Raw genomic sequence first — 21,210 nt, forward strand, 5'->3', positions numbered from 1 at the left:
TTATACATACATAGTAGTCGGCAGTACTAAAGCAAAAAAAACCTAACGCATAAAAATACGTTAGGTTTTTAGTAATTAGTCCAACCTTTAAATATAAACAGGTATTAGTATTTTAAACGCTCATACAATCCTGAGGCTCTTGATACGCTTTTGCTCATGGCCAATTGCAGTACTTTTTTATCGGCCACCAGCTCAAAGGTGTTTTTAGCACGTGTTATTCCTGTGTACACCAGCTGCCTATTTACGCCCATACTGGCGTGTTTAAGCGGCGGTAAAACCATAGCTGTATAACTAAACTCCGAGCCCTGCGATTTATGTATGGTCATTACATACACTTTATCGTGAGCAGGCAGGCGCGCAGGTGAAAACGCCCGAACCGTGTTTTGCTCATCAATAAATAACGCTTTTAACTGCCCGCTTTCATCGGGCATTAAAATACCAATATCACCATTAAACAACTTAAGTTGATAATCGTTTTGGCTCACCATAATAGGCATACCACTGTAATGGCGCTGGTTTGGGCTTACCGATATTAACCCTTGTTGCACAAGTGCGCGCTCAATGCGGCTGTTTAAGCTATTTACGCCGTAATCACCCTCACGCACGGCCGCTAATAGTTGATATTGAGAAAACGCCGCGTGAACATCTGCAACACTAGCCCCTTGTGCAATTAAATTTAAATAATGAGCGTAATGCTTAGCAGCACTGTTTATTAATTTTTCTATGGGTTTTGCAACAAAGTCATAATCTAAAATAACATCGTTAAACTGCCCTTGTGTGCTTTGTTGCTCTACGTATTTTAAAATACCGTTATGGTTAGTATTAACCGCCAGCGCAAGCTGGCCAATGCCACTTTGTGCATCAAACCGGTAGCTGTGTTGTAAAAACGCAATGCAATCGGCTAGTTTAAAATCGCTATGTCCAGGCGCCGCTAATTTAGCCTCTCCTTTAAAACATAAAGCATTGAGCTCATCACATCGTGCTTGCGAGTAATTAGGCGTTTCACCCAATGCTAACCCTTGGCATAAGTCACTCATTACACTGCCGGTATCTACCGAGGCAAGTTGGTCTTTATCGCCAAGTAATATTAAACGCGCATGCGCAGGCAGTGCTTCTATTAATTTAGCCATGAGTGATAAATCAACCATGCTGGCTTCATCAATAATAAGTACATCTAAATGCAGCGGGTTGGTGCTGTTATGCTTAAATTTATTGGTAAAGGGTTTAACCCCTAAAAGCCGGTGAATAGTCTGCGCGCTATCGGGAATTAAGGCCTTTATATCCTCAGGAATATTTTTAAGTTGCTCTTTTGCACCTAAAATTGATTCACTTAAACGGGCTGCCGCTTTACCTGTAGGCGCCACCAGTTTAATGCTTAAAGGTGCGCTTTTATAAAGCGACTGTAAAATAGCTAATAGCTTAGTCACGGTGGTGGTTTTACCTGTCCCTGGCCCGCCCGTAATAACGCTAAAGCCTTTTGTTGCGGCAATAGCGCAGGCTACTTTTTGCCAATCAATCGCAAGCGCTGAATTATCAACAAAGTAGTCATTTAACAACTGGCTGAGTAACTGTGTATTTATATTTAAATGGCGCTCACTCATCGCAAGCAAACGCGTAGCTAAGGTGTGCTCATAATCAGCTAGGCGCGCAAAATAAAGCCGTTCGTTAAATAACTGTAAGGGTTTGGCCTCGCCCACACTGTTATGGGCACTTAAACAGCTAAGCGCATCGAGGTAGTTAAAGGCTTCGTTAAAAGGCGATGTAATATTTGGTACATTGCCCTCGGTTTTAGTAAAGTCGCTTTGGCGTAAATTAAACGGGTTTTGCCAGTCGACTTCTTTTAATGTTAAACAGCTATGCTGGCTTTGCTGTGCTAAACACAGCAATAACACTATATAAAACACGTCGTTTTGCTGGTTATCGCACAGCATTAAGGCAAGCTTTACATCTACCATTCTTATGCGTTTTTCATCTAATAAGTAGTCAAGCAGCTCCACCGTATTTAACGGTTGGGCAGGTGCTGGCGGCTCATCAAACAGGCTTTGCTGCATAGGGTAGTCACTCATAACATGGCTCCTTGGCTAAATAAGCCATCTAATAATGTGATTTGCTCTGCGCTAAGCTTATTAAAATACACCCCTTTGCCCGCCGGCATGGCGCGTAAAAACGTATAATAAACCCCGCCTAAATGGGTTTCTATTGCATAATCACTGATGCGTTGTTTGAGTAATCGGTGCAGCGCAACACTATAAATTAAATACTGTAAATGATACTGATGGCTATTCATGGCTTGCTCTAGCAGGTCACTTTCATAGTCAGCGGGCGTATTACCTAAGTAATTAGACTTATAATCTAAAATATAATACTTCCCTTGATAGCAAAAAATTAAATCTATAAATCCCTTTAACAGACCTTTTACATGAGAAAACTCGAGTTTACTTTGGGTAAAACCAAAATGCTTAACCAGTATTTCGTTTAATTTAGGCGCGCTTAAACTATCTAAAGGTAAATTAAATTCCATTTCGACTAAGCAATCTGTCGGGGCTAATTGGCTTAAGCTTAATCCCTCATTGTTTAAAGGGCAGGTTAACGAATCAAGCACCCACTGCTCGGTCACGTGTTGCCAGCTTTCGCTAATATGGTATTTATCCAGCGCATGTTTAACTACCTCTGCTAAATTTTGCTCTGGATTTGTAGGGTGTACTTGCGCACTGGTAAAGTCTATTTGTTCAAATATTTCATGCAAACAGCTTCCGGGCTTTGCCCCCTTTGGGAAACTGTAAGGCGATGGTATTTCATCTTGGCTGTTAGCAAATTCATCTTTTTCATGATCTTCATCACTGCGCCCAGGCTCAATATGATCGGTGTGCTTTTTAAAGCTCAGCGCGCTAAAGCTGGTTGCTCGCCAATCTCGCTCTATGTTGGCTGTAACCGTATTAACTCTTAACGCTTGGCTTTGCTGCACTGCGCTATTAAGTGTTAATTGGCCTTGTTCGGCCAATTGCTCAGCCGTAAATTGCTGATAGTGCATTTCGGTGTGATCGTCGCAAAATTCACTTAAGTGGGTACGCCACGTTTGGCTACTTGTAAGCTCAAGCCCAGCAAATAACACATGCCCTAATGCACTACTTTGTATAGCCAAACGGCTACTTTGCCCTTGCCCTATGTTATACACCCCAAGTGCACAAAAATGTACCGCACGGGTAAGGGCAACATAAAGTAAGCGTAAGTCTTCAGCTAGGCGTTCTTGCTCAGCTTGTGCTAAGGCGTCTTCGTTTTTACTTAAATCGTAAACTAGCTGGCCGTTTTGATGATACAGCGCTTCTTTAGTTTCGCGATAGCCACTGGCAAAAGGCATAAATACCAGCGGATACTCGAGCCCTTTTGAGGCATGCATAGTCACAATTTTAACTAAGTTTGCGTCACTCTCTAGGCGTACTTGCACGGTTTCGCCATCTTGCTGGCTTACTTTTTGTGCAAACCAACGTAGCAAGCGCAAAGTGCCTTCTAACTCTATTTGCTTTTGCTGCAGTATTTCACCTAAGTGTCTAAAGTCGGTTAACCAGCGCTCAACGTTATAGCCAAGGCCTTGCCACTTAGCGCTCAGCTGATTATGACTTAACAAACGTTCAAGCATCGCCATTGCGCCTTGCTTGTTCCAAATATGGCTAAGTTGAGCAAAAAAGTTTAAGTGCTCTTGCCATTTATTTTCATCATCAGCAAGGGCGTAAATTTCGTTGTAGCTTAAACAAAATAACGGCCCAGCTAATACGCCGCGCAGTAATGACTCGTTATATTGCCCATGCAATGCAGTTAAAAAGTTAAGTAAATGGTGGCTAAGCTCTTGGCTAAAAACACTGTCGCGCGATAAATACACGCTAGCAATATTGGCATTGCTCAGTGCTTTTTTCATTATTTGCGCTTCTACACGGTCGCGCACTAATATACAAATATCGGCAGCGGTCACCTTATGCTTACCAATGCACGCTCGCCCTTGCTTGGCTTGCTCAAGTAATGTCACTATTTTATTAGCAAAATAGCTGGCCAAATGCCCTTGCCCAACGCCTTTGCTGGTGGGTTTGTTTTTTTCATCTGCAGCTTCATCTACAAATACATTAAATTCAAACGCGGTGGCAGGTGTGCCATCTATTGTAAATGTTTCATCGGCTTTTTTGCCTTTTGCTGCTACTGCGTTAAACGGTATGGCATCGTTATAAATAAAGCTATTGGCATGTTTAGAAAACAAGCTGTTTACACTGCTTACTATATCGGTGCTTGAGCGAAAATTGGTACCTAAAGTAAATTGCTGCTCAGGCTCTACCGACTCTTTTGCGCCAATATAGGTAAAAATATCAGCGCCCCTAAAGCCATAAATAGCCTGTTTTGGGTCGCCTATCATGGCAAGCGTCGTTTTTTCTTGGCCATATATTTTGCTAAAAATTCCGTACTGAATCGGATCGGTATCTTGGAACTCATCAATCATGGCAACAGGAAATAGCTGCGCTATTTTTTGCGATAAAGCCTCGCCCTGCTCGGCATTTAAAGCACTGTGTAAATTAGTCAGTAAATCATCTGGGGTGATCACACTTTGCTCTTGCTTGCGTTTTACAATTGCCTGTTTAACCCACCGAGCTGCGGTTTGTACAACGGCAATTTTAAGGCCCTGATTAATTTTAGTATTAAGTGCGCTAAGCTCATCAAACAAGCTAAGCAGAGGGTGGCTAAATAATGGCTGATTTTTTTTATAATTACTGGCATCACTTAAGTTTTCGCTGCTCCACACCTCAAACGAGTATTTATTGGTGCCAAATTCAAAAAATAACTCATCACCTAAACAAAATCCTTCAAGGGCCGTTAAGCTGCCTTTTCGCCCTGGTGTTTTAGAGCCACTTAAACCCGAGCCCTTTATTGCAGCTATAAACTCTTGCTCCAGCACTGCTTTTTTTAAAGCGGGTACTTTAGCAATATACTCATCGCGAGCTTTAAATACGTCATCTAAGTTTATTTGCGGCACTATGTTCGCATTGGCTTTATTTAGCACACTACTGACTTGGCTAAATAGCGATTCAGGGGCTGCAAACACCTCTAAAATAGCATCAGTGCGTTCTTTATTAAGTGGATATACAAAGGCGCGCCAAAAATCCTTAATTGTGTCGAGCAGTATGTCGCGCTCATCTAATATAAATTCAAGGTTAAAAGCAACGCCCGATTCAAACGCATGCTGCTTTAACATGCGTTGGCAAAAACCATGAATGGTAAATATAGCGGCTTCGTCCATAGATTTAGCGGCGGCATCGAGTAAATCAAAGGCGCGGTGTTTATCATCTACAGCGGCTATTACGCCTTCTATTAATTCATCATTTGGGTTTTGGCCAAGTAATGCATCGCGCGCAGCAATAATACGGCTGCGTACGCGGTCTTTAATTTCTTGCGTTGCAGCATCGGTAAATGTCACCACCAATATTTGCTCAACGCTTAACGGGGTGTTTATCTCCCCTGGTATTTGCAAGCCTAATAAATAACGTAAATAAAGCCCGGTAATGGTGTAGGTTTTACCTGTACCCGCACTGGCTTCTATTAAACTTTGCCCTTTTAACGGCATTGTTAGCGGATTAAGCGCTTGCATGGTCACTCTCCTTTGCATGTGCATGTAATGGGGAGAGTAATTTTTCGCTCCATTTAATAAACTCTTCTTGGCAGTCATTGAGCGATTGCACCGTTAAACGAATATACGGGTTTTCGCCCTCGCCGCGCCCTATGTATTGTGGGTTAAACTTGCTAATGGCTTTACCAATATCGCCACCACTTTTAACGTATTCATAGCCACTTACCGGATAAAATGCCACAGGCTCTTTGCGCAAGGCTTGGTATAACGAAAACCAATCACTGAGTAAGGCATCGGCCTCATTTTTACTCAGTGGTGCAAAGCTAATTTGCTTATCAAGCCCCAGTAAAAGGGTTTCAACATTTTGCTCCATACTTTGTGCAACAAGATGATATATAAAGCCTTTAATTAAATCTTTGGCCTTTATACTGGCACTTCGGTAAAACACTTGTTTTTGAAGGTAAATATGATTAAGCCAGCCCTCAATAGTGGTGTTTTCTATTCGCAAAGACACCTCAAGCGGGTCGGTTTTGCCGCTTTTAATATGCTCTTTTACTTGCCCGGCTAGTGCATCTACTCGGTGCGCCATGCTCTCATACACTAAATTGCCCACATTGGCTTGTGGCAGCTCTCCCCGTTGCAATATTTGCTCTGTACTTAAAGGTTGCTCATTAATGTTGGCTTGCAGTATTTCGTCTAAATAAAAGTAGCGGCGTAGCGCATCTAGGCTAAAAGGCTCTTCATCTTTTGCTACTTCGTTAAATTCAGGTAGGCGTAAACCTAATGTTTGCTGGTAAAAGCTCTCTTGTGCGTTACACACACTGCGAATAAATACATCAAGCTCTAATTGCGCGGGCGCTGTTACATCAATGGCTGTTAGCGGCTGCGCGTCTATACGCTCGCTTGGCAGCCAAATAGGATTAAAACTGTGATTACTCAGCTTAGCCTCAGCTTCACTGTCTGCTGTGTAATACGCACGATTAAAAGGCTGTAAGTGCTGCTGATTAATTAAACACTCAGGCAGCGTTTTTTCGCTGTCATTTGCTAACGTAAAGCTGCGGCCTATGTACTCTAAAAGCTCGCTTACTAAGGTCGAGGGCATACGTGGTTGATTGTCAAAACACGAGCGGCCAATGTAACTTATGTATAAATTTTCGCGGGCACTCAGGAGGGCTTCTAAAAATAAGTAGCGGTCATCTAATTTACGTGAACGGTCACCTTTTTGTTTTTTAGAATACGGCACTAAGTCAAACCCTATTGGCTGCACCGTACGTGGGTAATCGGCATCGTTTAAACCAAGCATACACACCACTTTAAACGGCACAGCGCGCATAGGCATTAGTGTACAAAAGTTAACTTGCCCCACTAAAAAGCGCTGCCCTACGCCTTTTTCTTGAATGCCTTGTTTTATCAGGTAGCTTACAATTCGTTGCGATACATGTTTATCGTAATCGCCATTATCGTGGTGCTTTTTAAGCTCCTCTAAAACATTTTGCAGTACCAGTAAATCCCAGCTGTCTTCGCCCTCATTGTAATAAATAGCATTTATTAGCTCAGATAAAATATCCGCTTTATTGCTAAGGGTATCATCAGGGGTTAGCTCATCTTTAAAGCGCTGCAGTACATCAATAAAATGCACCAGTTTATTAAGGGTATCAAGCGCCATGCCCTCTACTTCATCGGCACTATAAATGCCGTTAAATGGGCATTGCTCATCGCGCTGGGCTATGCCTAGCAGCAAACGGTTTAAACCATGCTGCCAGGTATTTAAATCTATTGCGGGTAAATCAAAGCTACTTTTGTGTTCAGCATTTATACCCCATTTAACCCCTACACGCTCAAGCCAATATTGAATTTGTTCGTACTCGTGCGCCTCTAGCGCAAATTTTTCGGCAATTTGTGTTACTTGCAGTAAATCAAGAATATCCGAGACACCAAAACGCGAAAACGGCAAATTGGCTAAGCTGGCAAACGAGCTAAGCACCGGTTTTTCTTGCTCTATGGCTAAATCGGCCAATGCATAAGGAATAAAGCGACTGGTGTTTTGCGCGCCGCCAAATACCGCTTCAATATACGGGCTGTACGTACCTACATCAGGCATCATTACAATAATGTCTTTAGGAGTGAGCGACGGGTTTTGATTAAACAAAGTAAGTAAGTAATCGTGCAAGCGCTCAACTTCTCTAAGCGGTGTATGGCATTCGCTTAGGGTAATGCTGGTGTCGGTGTCGCTAATGGGCAGTTTGCCCTCATCATTTATAAACCATTGCTTATTATCGGTAAGCGACTCACCTTTAAATGCCAGTTGGTAAATCTCGCTTTGAATTTGACCCAGTAGGCTATCGTCAAACGCATCTATAAAGCCATCAATCCAACGCGCATCAAGTTGTACGAGTTGCTCAAAGTAGTCGCGCCCTAGTTTTCCCCATGACGATAAAAGCGGGTTACCTATAAAGTAGTACTCTTCATCAGGGTTAGTTTGTTTTTTTTGCTGCGCTTCTAAAAGCGGCATTTTGGCGTATTTGGCATTTATTTTGGCTGCTGTTTTTTCATCAACCACATCGCCCCAATAATGCTCGCTAGGATTAAAAAAGAATAAAAACACCTCTGTTTTTTTGCTCAAGGCTTCAAACACCTCAAGCTGCGAGCTCGCAATCGCCGATATACCAAATAAACTAATGCGCTTAGGTAGTAAGCTATTATCCATATTCTCAAGGGCAGCGAGTAGCTGCCCTTGCATATTGGCACGATGAAATTGGCTTTGTCCAAGTGCTTTACTGTGCGCCACCAGCTTTCGCCATAAATCACTTTGCCACGGGGCAATGCTTACATCAACATCGTCAAGTTCGTCTTTGCCGCTATCCCAAGTGGCAATCCAATGCGGGCGGTACATTAAATATTGGTCGTACACATCGGCAATTTTTTCACACAGGGCAAAGGTTTTTTGCCCGTCTAGGTCGCCCTCTAAATAGGTTTTTAAGGGCAAATAAAGCGGTTCATCAATACAGCTGGGCAGTATTGCAAATAATTTCCAAGCAAGGTTAGGCTTATTAAATGCCGACTCTTTAGGTACATTGGGCAGTAACTGCTGATATAACTGCCATATAAAGCTCGATGGCAGCGGAAAATCAACCTGCGCGGCTAACCCTAGGTTTTCGCTTAAACCAATTTTAAGCCACTGCGACATACCCGGCGACTGCACTAATACCACTTCTTTATCGAATGGGCTTTGCAACGGGTTTACTTTTAATAGCTGATTAAACTGAGCCTGCAGCGCTTCCATACGGTTTGATTGAATAATATTGAGCATACAACTGGAGTCCTTACTTGAAGTAAAACCAGTTTAAGATATTTTCATTTATAGGGGTAGCGCAATCAGCAAATTGGCACTAATAAATCAGCGAGTTAGCAGGGAGTTTAAACGCACAGCGTTAATTTTAATCACTGTGCGTTTTATTGCTCAGGCCATTTTATTTATAAGGGCTAATGCTTGATAAGGTAAATGCGCTTTGCATAATCACTTTACCATCTATCCCTTTAAGCTTAAGTGAGATGGCCGGATCTGCTTGTTGCCAATCTATGCTTAAATCGCCGTAATTCACATTGTGGGTGTAATCACCTACACGGTGCTTATTTGGGCTTACGTCTTTCCATTTTTCAGTGAGGCCTGAGCTGGTCATTTCTATTAAAGGGTAATCAAGGTTTTGTTGATACTTTGATATTTCGCCCCAGTGCGTATCGCCACTGATGATAATAACCCCATTCACTTGATGTTTTTTAATTAACGCAAATAAACGGTTACGATCCTCTGGGAAATTAGCCCACGACTCCCACCCTGTAAAATCGGGTAATAACTGCAAGCTTGAGGCAATTAGCTTTATAGCCGCAGGCTTTTTAAGCTCTTGCTCAAGCCATTGCCACTGCGCCTCTCCTAGCATAGAGGCGCCTTTCACTTCTGTTGGGCTATACGGGCCTTGGTTATTAAGCTTACGCTTAGTGTAATATTCAAGCTCGCTTACGTGGTTAAGTGCATCACGGTTCCAGCGTAAATCGGGCATTATTACGTGTACAGCTTGCTCATCCTCACCATACATATACGACGTGTAAATGCCGTCCGTGCGGGTGCGTCTGGGTGAGCTTTTAGGCTCACCCCAAAAATCGAGCATAATTTGGCGAGACTGCTCTTTATGTGGGTAGTCTTTACCAATATCGTTTTGACCAAAGTCGTGATCGTCCCACATCGCAATGATTGGCGTATTCGCTTTTAGCGTTTTAAAGCCTGGTTTTGCACCTAATTTTTGGTATTTATTGGCAAGTACCGTCATATCGTTGGTGTCGCCGTAAATATTGTCACCTAAAAATATAAATAAATCGCCCTGCTCTTTATTAATGGTGTCAAATATTGGGATGTCTTTATCTTGATGCCCACACGAGCCAAATAAAATTTTTGAAGGGGCTGCTGCCATAGCGTTTGCACTAAACGCTAACCCTAATGCTAATACGGCGTGTGTAATAGGTTTTACTAACTGCTTCATTTTAAAATCTGACTTATTGGCGGTGCCATGTTTGAATTCAGGTGTTTTGGGTTTATACCCAATGCGCTTAAAACAGTGGCTGCAACCTGCGCCTGTTTAAGCTCATTTTGTGTTGTAATTAAACCGTGCCCTTTTATTGCAGGGCCAATGGCAGCAAGCCAAATATGCTCTGAGCCGACAATGCCCTCAGGAAATTTATTACCCGCTAAATGCAGCTCAGCCAACGCACGTTTAGAGCTATGGTGTTGCCAGTCACTTGCACTGCTTCCGCGGCCGTGGTCGGTGGTAACAATAAGCGTTGTATTGTTTTTATAGCCCGGTGTAGTTTGAATTGTGCTCCATAAGTCTTTTATAAACGCATCGCTTTGCCTTGCAGATTTTAAATACTGGTCGTAATGGCCATCGTGAGCAAAGTCATCGGTTTCACCTAAGCTAATAACTAACAAGCGCGGCGTTTTTGCCTGCATATACGCTTTGGCAAATCGGTAAGTAAAACTGTCTAAGCGTACGTTTTCCCATGGGCTTGGAATTTCATTTTGCAATGCGTTTAAAAGCTTAGCATCAGCAAATAAATCGTTTTCTATGGGCATAAAACCCGCATTCACATACACGTTACTACGCTGTGTATTCACAATGTAAGGAAATACATCCCAACTCCCAAACAAAGCGGTTTTACCTTTAAAGTCTGCACGCTCATCTAGGCGCTCTAAAATGGTTTTATTGGCGTTTAATACTTTATTGTTGCTATTAATTTTTTCGTCTACTTCGCCGGTGAGAATTTCGTTATACCCAGGGTATGAAAAATACCAAGGGTTGCTCACCGACATATTAGAGCCTTTTGCTCTATCACCTACAATTACGCCCTTTTTAGCCATATGCTGAGTTAAAAATGGCATGAGTAATTGCTGGCGCTTATTGGCGGTAGGCGCCCAAAATTGCTTATTTAATTGCGTTGGGTTTTTAACAAAATCGGCATTATTAATGAGGTTTTTATCTGCGCCGCTAAACACCTCTTGCCAGCGCACACCATCAATGGTCACTAGCACTACATTTTGCGCTGCGCTTGCGGTATTGCTGATTAATACAATGATGCTAAATACCGTGGCTTTTATAATTGAGTTCATAATTACTGTGTACCTAATTACTGTGTACATTTAACAAAAAGCCCATCAAAGATGGGCTTTTAATTATTTACTGTACATTATGGCTATTAAAACGTAGCCGATAACGTCAGTGCTGCTGTACGTGGTGCACCAATAAAGTAAGTGCTGCCATTACCCGTACCACCCGCTAAATAGCTTTTATCGGTAACGTTATAAACAACAAAGGCAACATCGATAGCTTTAAATGGTCCTGCGTTTATATCGGTTGCGTAACCTGCGTTTAAATCAACCACGGTATAGCCATCAACTTCGCCACGCTCACCGGTGTATTTAGCCGATAAACCAAAGCGGAAATCACCGCTAAAGTAATCGGTCGACAGCACAAATAAGTCATCTACTGAGTCTATTACTTTTTCACCGGCTTCAAACCCGGGTGCATCGCCTTTGTACTCTGAGTCATTATTCGTGTACGAGCTATATACACTCCATTGTGGGCTTAGCATGTAACTTGCCGACAACTCTAAACCTTGCGATTCAATACCCCCTACGTTTAAGTAAGAGCCATTTGTACCTATGGTGTAATCAATACCGCCAGTGTCACTACCTGGGGCAATGAACGTAATACGGTTATCAAATTCAATTGAATACGCTGTTGCGGTCAGGTTTAGCGCGTTATTTTGATAACGTACACCTAAATCGATGTTTTCAGCGGTTTCAGCTTCAATGGCTGATAAATCAGAGCTGTCGCGCTCAAGCACCCCGTCTTTAATAGCAGCAAAGTTTTCGCTGTAGCTGGTAAATAGCTCGGTTGAGTTATTTAATTGATACAAAATACCACCACTAAATAACACATCAGAGTCGCTATTAACTTTAGCGGTTGTGGCATTTTGATAATGGTCGTACTTTTCAATATCTACAAGGTACTTTTTAACACCTACGTTAAGCGTGAAATCGCCAAGTGCCATTGAATCCTGCGCGTACCATTTAAGGGTGTCGGTCTCAAAGGTGTTTTTATACTGGGTCCAGTATGGCGTGCTATCAAAGTGGTGGTAAATGCTGGCATTAATTACTTTGTGCCAATCGCGAGACTCGTCACGGTCGCTTTGCTCATACCAAAAACCGGCTTCTATGTCGTGCATGCCAAACGTAGCTTGGTAGTGGGCAGTAACCCCTAAGCGGTCTTTTTTGTAATGCGTATGACGATACGACATTACAGGTATTGCCGTATCATCGTAACATGCTGGATTTAAACCAGGGCCCGACTCCCACGGCCAGCTTAAACTTGCCGTACACCCTTCGTTTGGTGCCAGTGCGTTACCTGCGCTATCTACAAAACCGTAAGAGCCTGCGTTAGTGCCGCCCTCTGTAGTTGGGTTGCCGTTTTCATCTACTGGAGTTGTTAAATACGGTGGGATCCAATCGCCACGGCCCGAGTTTTTATGATAATAAGGGCTTACTGTAATAAGCGATGTTGGCGAAAGTGCATACTCAAACTTTAAATACGCTAACGTATTTTCACGCAGTGTACCCCAGCCCTCAGCAAACATTTGGTCGTAATGTGGAACGCCTGTCCAGTTCCACGTTAGCTGATCCCACTCTGGCGTTTGTTCAAATTGCGCAAGACTTACACTGTTGTAGTTAGTCTCGCTTACATCATCGTAAGATAAACGCCCTGTAATTGTTAAATCAGCAAGCGTTGTTACAAATTTAAGCTCTGCGTGTTGGTTATCTTTTCCGCCGTTGCTACCCGAGCCAATCCAGCGGCTAGTATCAGTTTGCGAGTAACTTACATACGCTTGTGTATTATCAAATAAAGTACCCGTTTCGTGCTTAACGTAAAAGCGGGTCGCATCGTGACTACCCGAGGTGTAAGCAAAAGTGGTGCTGCTATCAAGACTTGGCGCTTTACTTACAAAGTTAAATGTACCGCCTAGTGCCTCAAGCGATGCCGATTTAATATCTGAGGTGCCTTGGCCTACTTCTACAGTGGCTAAATTTTCAGTGTCTAGGTAACGGTTTGCTTTAGCGCCCCCACCATAGTTTGAGCCACCGTTAGGAATACCATCAACGGTCATCCCTAATTGCTGTTGGTTTGAGTCAATACTAAAACCACGCATAGTAATTGTGGTAGACCAGTCATCGCCACCAAATGCATCGCCTTCGTTTATGCTAATGCCAGGTAAGTTATCGATAACCGATAACACACTCGAAACCGTTGTTTGTTGATCAAGCATTGCAGGCTCAATCACATTATTTGCGTAACTGGTTGGTTTTGCAGTAACGGTTATTTCTTCTATTTCGTTGTCATTTGCATATGCTGACGTTGATACAGCCATAGCAATTGCCATGCTCAAAATCGATTTATTAGTTAAAGCGTACATTGTGATCCCGTTTGGTTTTAATTATCTAAAGTAATTATGAAAGCGGGCACAGTATGATTTCGAATTATGACAACAAAAATGAAGTTTATTTACAGGGGCGTTAAAAAAATGTGAGGTTTTTATGGCTTTGTTATGTCATTTGTAAGTCAGCCTAAGCACAAAAACCTAGGCTGATTTATATATAAATACTAGGGCGTGTTGATCTTTGCGGATTGAAATTTGTTCAATCTAGGGGTGATTAAATCGCGGCACGAGGTTTGTAACCTAGTGGGCTAAGTAAAAACCGAGTAACAAAGAGTTTATCGCCCCTAGGCAGAACCCGAAGGGCAGCGCATGTTTGGCATTTATGCTGCGTTATCGCCTATTAATGGGGAGTAACCACACTTCATAGGCTCTGCCTTGCCTAAAAACCAAACATACTGCTGCAAATTCAAACGCCAAAGGTCAACACGCCCTAATTAATTAGAATAGTTTAGCTAACATCTCGTCACTATAAGCAACAAGCTCTTCATTATTAGCCACTTTACTAATGTAATCTGGATTAGCAATAAATGGACGACCAATCGCAATTAAATCAAACTGGTCATTGTTTATTGCTTGTTTTGCATCATCAAAACTATAGCTACCTACCCCTACAAGGCTGGTTTTAGTGTTAGCACGCAAATACTGCGAGGTTGTTTTACCTTCTAAAGAGTCAAATTGAGTGCTGTCATCAAAAATACCGCCATGAATGTAAGCCAGTTTTTTGTCATCTAGCTGCGCTAATAAATAATCAAATACCGCTTTATCACGCTTATCTTCTTCCATATTAAAATAAGCACCTGGAGATAACCTAATTGCCGTACGCTCATTACCTACTGCATTAATAACCGCATCGGTCACTTCTATTGCAAAACGCGCCATATTTTCAGGTGTTTGGCCATATTCATCTGTGCGCTCATTTGCAGCGTAATGTAAAAACTGATCAATTAAATAACCATTTGCGCCATGAATTTCTACACCATCAAAACCAGCTTCAATGGCATTTTCGGCCGCTTTAGCAAAGTCGGCTATCAGTGAATTAATATCCTCTTTAGTGGCCGCTTTTGGCGTAATGTACGTCAGTTCACGCATACGTGGTACAGAGCCTTCAACACCAATTGCCGATGGCGCTAATACTTCGCCGTCAAAAAAGTGAGGGTGAGCAACACGGCCAACATGCCACAGCTGTGCAAACATTTTACCGCCGTTTGCGTGTACGGCATCGGTTACTTTTTTCCAACCTTGAATTTGCTCGCTGGTAAATAACCCCGGTGTATTTGGGTAGCCTTGTGCATCTGGGCGAATAATAGTGGCTTCGCTAATAATTAAACCGGCATCGGCACGGCGTGCATAATATTCGACCATATCTTGCGTGGGTACTAAATTATCATCAGCCATACAACGGGTTAAAGGCGCCATAAAAACGCGATTTTTAAGTTCAAGTGAGTCGTTTAATGTATACGGGGCCAGTAAATCTGTGGTCATTGTTAAATCCTTCATTAAGAGTATGCATATGAGATGCGGCCTTTTTAACAACATTCAAGGGTAATTTTGAATGCTCGCTCAAAATATACTTAGGGAGTACCAAAACAGATCTGAATTACAAAATTAAATAAACTGAACTCTGGTTAAGAGATTTACTAACATATTTTATCATGATGATAGTTAAGCTTATTTTGTCTCTAGCCAGAGATTTTCAGTAAATTCAACGCAGTTAGCGCTTAAAATAGCTGCTAGAGATAGATTTATTACCCAGAGTTCAGGTTAAATAATAATTTTTCAACACACTGTCACATAACTCGATATACTTGTAGCAGTAAAATTCAAATTTGAAGCAATAAAAAGTGAGCCAATTATGACAACTGCAAATGCGACTGAAGAACAAACCGTAATTTTAGGGCTAGGGGCAAAAAAACGACTCGCTTTTATGTTTGAAACCGTACAACAGTACAAACAAGTATGGATTTTAAACGACGATGATGGCTGCGTAATGCTTGCCAACGAAGATGACGACTGTGTACCAGTGTGGCCAACCCGCGATTTTGCACAAGCTTGGGCCACGGGCGAATGGGAAGGCTGTACCCCAAAAGCCATTCCGACTAAAGATTGGTTTAGCCGCTGGACACCCGGCCTTGAAGAAGACGACCTACTTATTGCGGTGTTCCCTACCGAAGAGGATGACGGCACGGTGCTTTTTCCTGATGAATTTGAAAGCCAGTTAAAAATTCCTAAAAAAAGAAAGTACTAAGCAGCCAGCATCACGTTATTTAGTTTATAAACGCGGCCTAAAATAGCCGCGTTTTTTATATCTGCTTTCTAAAATTTAAATAAGCCTCGGTTATAGCCTTAGCATCTTCTATTTGTGGGTAGTGCCCAAGTTCAACAAACCCTTGTACGCGCGCATTAGGTATTGTTTTTTTATAGTGCTCAAGCATGTGTTTACCCGATATTGGGTCTTGCTCACCTGCAATAAACGTAACCGGTATATCGCTATTAATCATTGCCCCAACCCAGCGCAGCTCGTTTTGTTTTCGCTGTGTAATATATTTAATTAGCTTGGGCATTACACGTAAACCCTTGTTATAAATTAACAACGCCCAAAGGGTATCAATTACCATAGGGGCTGGTGGCGTGTTTTTGCCAAAAATAGTGATTAAATTTTTAGCAAACTTTTGTTTGCTCATTAGCTTAGGTACTAGCCAACCGAGTTTTGAAAGTAGCAGCTTTTGTATAAATAAAGGTTTATGTATGTGTGGAAATAACCCGCCATTTAAAAAGCATACACTGTGTATGCGTATGTCGCTTTGAGCAGCAACTTGCCTTGCTAATAGCTCTTGAGCCACGGTATCGCCATAATCATGAGCTAATAGGTGTACATTGGTAATATTTAAACGCTTTAAAAATTGCGTGTATAAATCAGCTTGCTCTGTAATGTTATAAGCCGCATTTATTGGTTTATCCGATAGGCCAAAACCCAGCATATCAAGTGTAACTAAAAAGTAGTGTTTTTTGAGCTCATCCCACATACCTTCCCAGTCCCAGCTTGCACTTGGAAAGCCGTGTATCAAAAGGAGCGCGGGGTTATTAGCACTCCCTGCTGTTTGAGTAAAAATTTGCTTGGCATTTATATCAATAAACTGCCCGTTTGATTGCCACTGTGAAAGCGTATACATAGGCTGCTACCCATTAACTTTTATTATTGTAATGGTTAGTTTTATCACATTGAGCTTTAATAAAAAGCCGATATTGAACGTAAATATCGGCTTTTGGGTAAAGTTTAGTTTTTAAGCTTTAAGTGTTATCGCGCCATAAGTATTGGCAAGGTGGTGTTTGCTAGCATGTAGTTAGTCATACCACCAAAAATTTGCTCATGGATTCGCCTGTGAGTAAATGCGCCCATCACCACTAGATCAGCGTTATGCATTTGCGCTACCGACATAAACGCTTTAGCGGTCGATTGCCTGCCATTATTAAATGTTACAAACTCACTTTTAATATCGTGCTGAGCTAAATATTTAACCACTTCATGGCCGTTTGGCATTTTAACTGCGCTGCTTGCGCTGGTGCAAATAACAACCTTTTGAGCTTGTTTTAGAAGCGGTAAACTGTAAGTGAGCGCACGCGATACCTCGGTGCTGGCGTTCCAGCCAATCACCACTGTTTTTATATCAAAGTAGGTCATTTGCCGTGGTACCAGTAATATAGGTTTACCACTTCGCATTACCGATGCCTCAAAGGTCGAGGTTGATTTACCACTTTTAGACTGCGGAATAATAATTAAATCAGCAACTTTGCCTTGCTCTGCAATTATTTCGCTGCGCACACCTATATTAATATGCCATGAAGCGCTTGGGTGCGTGGGATGCTCTGCGCTGTCGTCAGTGTATTTAACTTGCTGCTGGGCACATAAACTAACAAATTCGGTTTTTAAATTTGCCGATTCGGTTGTTGCAAAGCGCCCTGCTACAGAGTCTAACTCTTTTACCAATTTAGTTGGTAAGCCAAGCTGCCCTGTTGGCAAAAAGCGTTTTGGGTCTAAGTGCGTGTGATAAACATCAAGGTGCGCATTAAAATACTTAGCAACGGCTAAACCCCCTTTTAAGCGCTCTGTTACATGCCCACTTGTAGAAAGGGGCATTAAAATAAGCTTAGGTGAAATCATAATTATATCCTTCTTAAGCCAGTGCCTTTTAGATCGAATGTAAACCGTGCTAAGCGCTGCTTGTTTTGCTTAGCACGGCGGCGTTTACAGCTGCGTAAAGCTTGCCACTTCTTGTAGGTAACCGCTTGGTAAATCTAATACCATAAAGTGCGATAAAGTGAGTAAAAATGCCAACGCACACACTGTCAGTGTTAATGTTCTAGCAATTGATATACGTGCTTTTACAAGTAAAAATATTATGAAAAACAACGCTATAGAAATCACATAGCCCAGTAAAAAACACCCAGCTAATAAGCCACACAGCCAAAATACATAATGCCAAAGGCCAGTCACGCTTGAGTCGTTTACATACCCCGCAGAGACCTCATTATCGTAATTTACAGCATCGTCTACTCTATTAAGCAGCAGCTTGATCAGCACAACAGTAGAGAGTATTAACATGAACGAGCACACCACGGCAGGAAATACCCCACCTAAGAATGTGCGTTGGAACGAGTCATACAAACCGTATGCAAACACTAAACAAACAAAGCCAGAAAACGCGATTTGTGGTTTAAGGTTAGTTGGTTTTACCTCAGCATTAGCTGTGTTTTTATTGGCTTTTTCTTTTTTAGCAGCCTTAATAGAGTGGCGTGCTGCAAAGAAAATAGAAAGCGCGGTTAATGCACCAATAATCATCACACCCGGTTTTAATAAAAACTCTATGCCGTCAAACTGAATAGCTTGATAAAGGTAAGTTTCTATGCCGCTTGCCAGTACAAAACCAATTAAAAATGCTGGTCGTGGCCATCCAAAGCGCTTCATTAATACGCCTAAAATACCAATGCCAATAAGTGCGACTAAATCACCTAAATCACGGGTTGCCTGAAACGCCGCAAAAAAGATCACCATAACCATAAATGGTGCCATGAGCGTGTAAGGAATAGTTGTTACCTTTGCTACCCATTTAGAAATTAGTAAACACGCGCCCGCGCCAATTACATTAGCAAGTGCCAGTGACCATACAATGGTGTAAGTAACATCAAGATCAGTGGTGATCATCGCAGGGCCTGGTTCTAAGCCAATTAATACCATACCACCTAAAAATACAGCCATGCTGCCAGAACCAGGAATACCAAATAATAAGGTCGGAATTAAGCCACCGCCTTCTTTGGCATTATTTGATGACTCAGGGGCAATAACACCGCGTATGTCGCCTTTACCAAAGTTTTCGGTGTCTTTAGAGGTTTGTACCGCATGACCATAAGAGATCCAATCAACTACGCTGCCACCTAGGCCAGGTAGTGCGCCAACAACACAACCAATGGCAGCACAGCGCGTAGCTAGCCATTTATTTTTAACAACATCTTTTACGCCTTCAAACCACCCACTACCCAGCTCGGAAGCTTCTGAAATAGAGCGGTTTTGACGCAGTAAATCGATAATTTCTGGTAATGCAAATATACCTAAACCAACAACCACTAACGGAATACCATCCATAAGGTAACCGTTATCAAATACCATGCGGTATTCACCGGTTGCAGGAGCACCGCCAAGTGAGCCTAAACATAAACCTAAGCCACATGCGCTTAAGCCTTTTACTAGGCTATTACCGGCTAATACACCCACCATACTTAAACCTAGCAAAGTAAGCATAAATAATTCGGCCGAGCCAAACACTAAAATAACGGGGCGGGCAATCAGTACAAACAGCGTTAAAATAATGGCGCCAAAAAGGCCACCAAATAATGACGAAGCAAACGCTGCTGAAAGCGCACGGGCTGCTTGACCCTTTTTAGACAGTGGGAAGCCATCAAGCACTGTGGCTTGTGAGCCACTGGAGCCTGGAATACCCATTAATACAGAGGTGAAGGTGTCAGAGGTTGGAATAACCGCCACTAGGCCAATAAGCATAGCAAGCGCTGAAATTGGGTCCATACCATATAAAAATGGCAATAATAACGATAAACCCGCTATGCCGCCTAAACCCGGAAAAATACCAATCAGCAAGCCTAAAAAAACGCCGCCGCATAAATACATTAAGTGTGTGGGGGTAAGAATAGTTTGTAGCGCAATTAAAAATGCATCTAACATACTGCTCTCCTTAGATTAAAAAAGTGGCTCACTAAATGCGAGCCACTGTGTGTACAACAAATCAACATGGGTTTTTAAAAACGCGCGTTGTAGTTTTCGGTTAGGTAATTTCTTACCCATTGTTTGTCAGTTTCAGAAATTGTCAGTGCTGAACTCAGTGTGTTTACTGCATCTTCGTTTACAAGTTGTGGGTATTGGCCAAGTACTAATTCAGACTCTTCTTTAAAGTTGTCTTGATCAATGACGCGCTGTGCTGCATTGCGCCACTCTGCAATAACGTCATCTGGGGTGCCTTTAGGTAAAAACAGTCCTTTTTGCGCGGCAAAACCGGCTACAAAAAAGGTTTTCCATACGTTGTATTCAACGCCTGTTGGCTTTTTACCATGGATCATTTCGTATACTTCGCCTACGTGTGGTAAGTCAGGAAACGTTGGGTCGCGTACAATTTTGCCTTCTTTATTAAGTACGCCAAACGACATAAGCGGAATCGCTTTGCCTTCATCAACTAGCGGCTGTACTTTTTTTAAGTAGGCAGAGGTAGTTTGAAAGTCGATATCCACCTCGCCACGCTCAAACGATAAACGCGCACTGCCACGGCCTTTCATACCAAAAATGGCGTGAATGTCTAAATCAAGCATGTCGAAGGCTAATAGCCCAACTAAGTCCATTGACGCGGCGCGTTGGCTACCAAATTTAAGTTTTTGACCCTGCAATTTGGCAAGCTCTGATGCGTTTTTAATACCCAGCTCTGGGCGCACATATACCACCGCACCTGTCGGTGTGGCCATAATCACGTTCCAACGTTTTACTTCGTATCTAACGCGTGAGTCGCCAAGTAAATAAGGGATTTGTGTAGAGGCAGAAGTACTAAATACATTTAAACCATTTGCTTTAGCGCGGCGCTCAAAGCGGTTAGCACCCTTGGTAGAGCCACCACCTGGAATGTTTTTAACCACAACCACAGGTTTACCATTTAAATGCTGAGAAAAACGCGGACCAAAAAAACGTGCCCATGTGTCAGAGCCGCCACCTTCTTTAAAAGGCACAACCCACTCTACTCGCTCACCATCAAAGCTTACTTCGTCGTTATTGTTTGCATAAGCTGAGCTGATACAAGTGCTTGCTGCTAACACAACAAGCATTGCTTTTAGTCGATTAGGTGCAAAAGTACTTAATTTAATCTTCATAATTTGACCTCTGTTATTCGCTGCAATTATTTAAATAGGTCCTAATAACGTCATTGCATCTATTACGTAGATGAAAGTATTTCGTTAAAAGAAGTTAACAACAGCTAGACTAATAGCCGAAACTGTCATCTACCTGTCATCGA

At 42.3% G+C, this 21,210-nt stretch carries 12 protein-coding genes; 1 reads left to right on the plus strand and 11 read right to left on the minus strand.

What is annotated here, in order from left to right:
• Nucleotides 1-104: 104 nt before the first annotated feature.
• The 7 genes from recD to B2R65_RS08635 form a co-directional block, all read right to left on the minus strand.
• Entirely contained in the window at nucleotides 105-2,066 is a 1,962-nt protein-coding gene (recD, locus tag B2R65_RS08605) for an exodeoxyribonuclease V subunit alpha (RefSeq protein WP_273586449.1), read from the minus strand.
• A complete protein-coding gene (gene recB, locus B2R65_RS08610; RefSeq protein ID WP_286741950.1) occupies nucleotides 2,063-5,626 on the minus strand; it encodes an exodeoxyribonuclease V subunit beta in 3,564 nt (1,187 codons plus the stop codon). The genes recD and recB overlap by 4 nt, the downstream gene beginning before the upstream one ends.
• A complete protein-coding gene (recC, locus tag B2R65_RS08615; RefSeq protein WP_286741952.1) occupies nucleotides 5,613-8,915 on the minus strand; it encodes an exodeoxyribonuclease V subunit gamma in 3,303 nt (1,100 codons plus the stop codon). The genes recB and recC overlap by 14 nt, the downstream gene beginning before the upstream one ends.
• Before the next feature lie 160 nt (nucleotides 8,916-9,075).
• Nucleotides 9,076-10,140 (minus strand): alkaline phosphatase D family protein, encoded by a 1,065-nt coding sequence (locus B2R65_RS08620; protein ID WP_286741954.1) that lies wholly within the window; start codon nucleotides 10,138-10,140, stop codon nucleotides 9,076-9,078.
• Nucleotides 10,137-11,264 carry an alkaline phosphatase family protein gene (locus tag B2R65_RS08625; protein ID WP_286741956.1) on the minus strand — a complete coding sequence of 376 codons (1,128 nt, stop codon included), beginning with the start codon at nucleotides 11,262-11,264 and terminating at the stop codon, nucleotides 10,137-10,139. Before B2R65_RS08625 ends, B2R65_RS08620 begins: the two co-directional genes overlap by 4 nt.
• Before the next feature lie 86 nt (nucleotides 11,265-11,350).
• A complete protein-coding gene (locus B2R65_RS08630) occupies nucleotides 11,351-13,624 on the minus strand; it encodes a TonB-dependent receptor domain-containing protein (RefSeq protein WP_286741957.1) in 2,274 nt (757 codons plus the stop codon).
• A 462-nt stretch (nucleotides 13,625-14,086) separates the two neighbouring features.
• Nucleotides 14,087-15,130 (minus strand): alkene reductase, encoded by a 1,044-nt coding sequence (locus tag B2R65_RS08635; RefSeq protein ID WP_096739789.1) that lies wholly within the window; start codon nucleotides 15,128-15,130, stop codon nucleotides 14,087-14,089.
• Nucleotides 15,131-15,500: 370 nt separating this feature from the next.
• On the opposite strand from B2R65_RS08635, the gene B2R65_RS08640 reads away from it, so the two are divergent.
• The gene (locus B2R65_RS08640; RefSeq protein ID WP_004588808.1) at nucleotides 15,501-15,893 is read left to right on the plus strand and encodes a DUF2750 domain-containing protein; all 393 of its coding nucleotides are present in this window, start codon (nucleotides 15,501-15,503) and stop codon (nucleotides 15,891-15,893) included.
• Nucleotides 15,894-15,948: 55 nt separating this feature from the next.
• Here the strand turns inward: B2R65_RS08640 and B2R65_RS08645 are convergent, their stop codons facing one another.
• From B2R65_RS08645 to B2R65_RS08660, 4 genes are all read right to left on the minus strand, one after another.
• Nucleotides 15,949-16,818: an alpha/beta fold hydrolase gene (locus B2R65_RS08645; protein WP_286741959.1), complete on the minus strand. Its 870-nt coding sequence runs from the start codon at nucleotides 16,816-16,818 to the stop codon at nucleotides 15,949-15,951.
• A 125-nt stretch (nucleotides 16,819-16,943) separates the two neighbouring features.
• Complete coding sequence (locus tag B2R65_RS08650; protein WP_286741961.1) at nucleotides 16,944-17,807, minus strand: universal stress protein; 864 nt, start codon at nucleotides 17,805-17,807, stop codon at nucleotides 16,944-16,946.
• An 84-nt stretch (nucleotides 17,808-17,891) separates the two neighbouring features.
• On the minus strand, nucleotides 17,892-19,880 hold the full coding sequence (locus B2R65_RS08655) for a tripartite tricarboxylate transporter permease (RefSeq protein ID WP_286741962.1): 1,989 nt from the start codon (nucleotides 19,878-19,880) through the stop codon (nucleotides 17,892-17,894).
• A gap of 74 nt (nucleotides 19,881-19,954) precedes the next feature.
• Entirely contained in the window at nucleotides 19,955-21,067 is a 1,113-nt protein-coding gene (locus B2R65_RS08660; RefSeq protein ID WP_024032569.1) for a Bug family tripartite tricarboxylate transporter substrate binding protein, read from the minus strand.
• Between the last annotated feature and the right edge of the window lie 143 nt (nucleotides 21,068-21,210).

It is taken from the genome of Pseudoalteromonas sp. UBA2102 (genome assembly GCF_002331165.1).
Lineage (GTDB): Bacteria > Pseudomonadota > Gammaproteobacteria > Enterobacterales > Alteromonadaceae > Pseudoalteromonas > Pseudoalteromonas atlantica.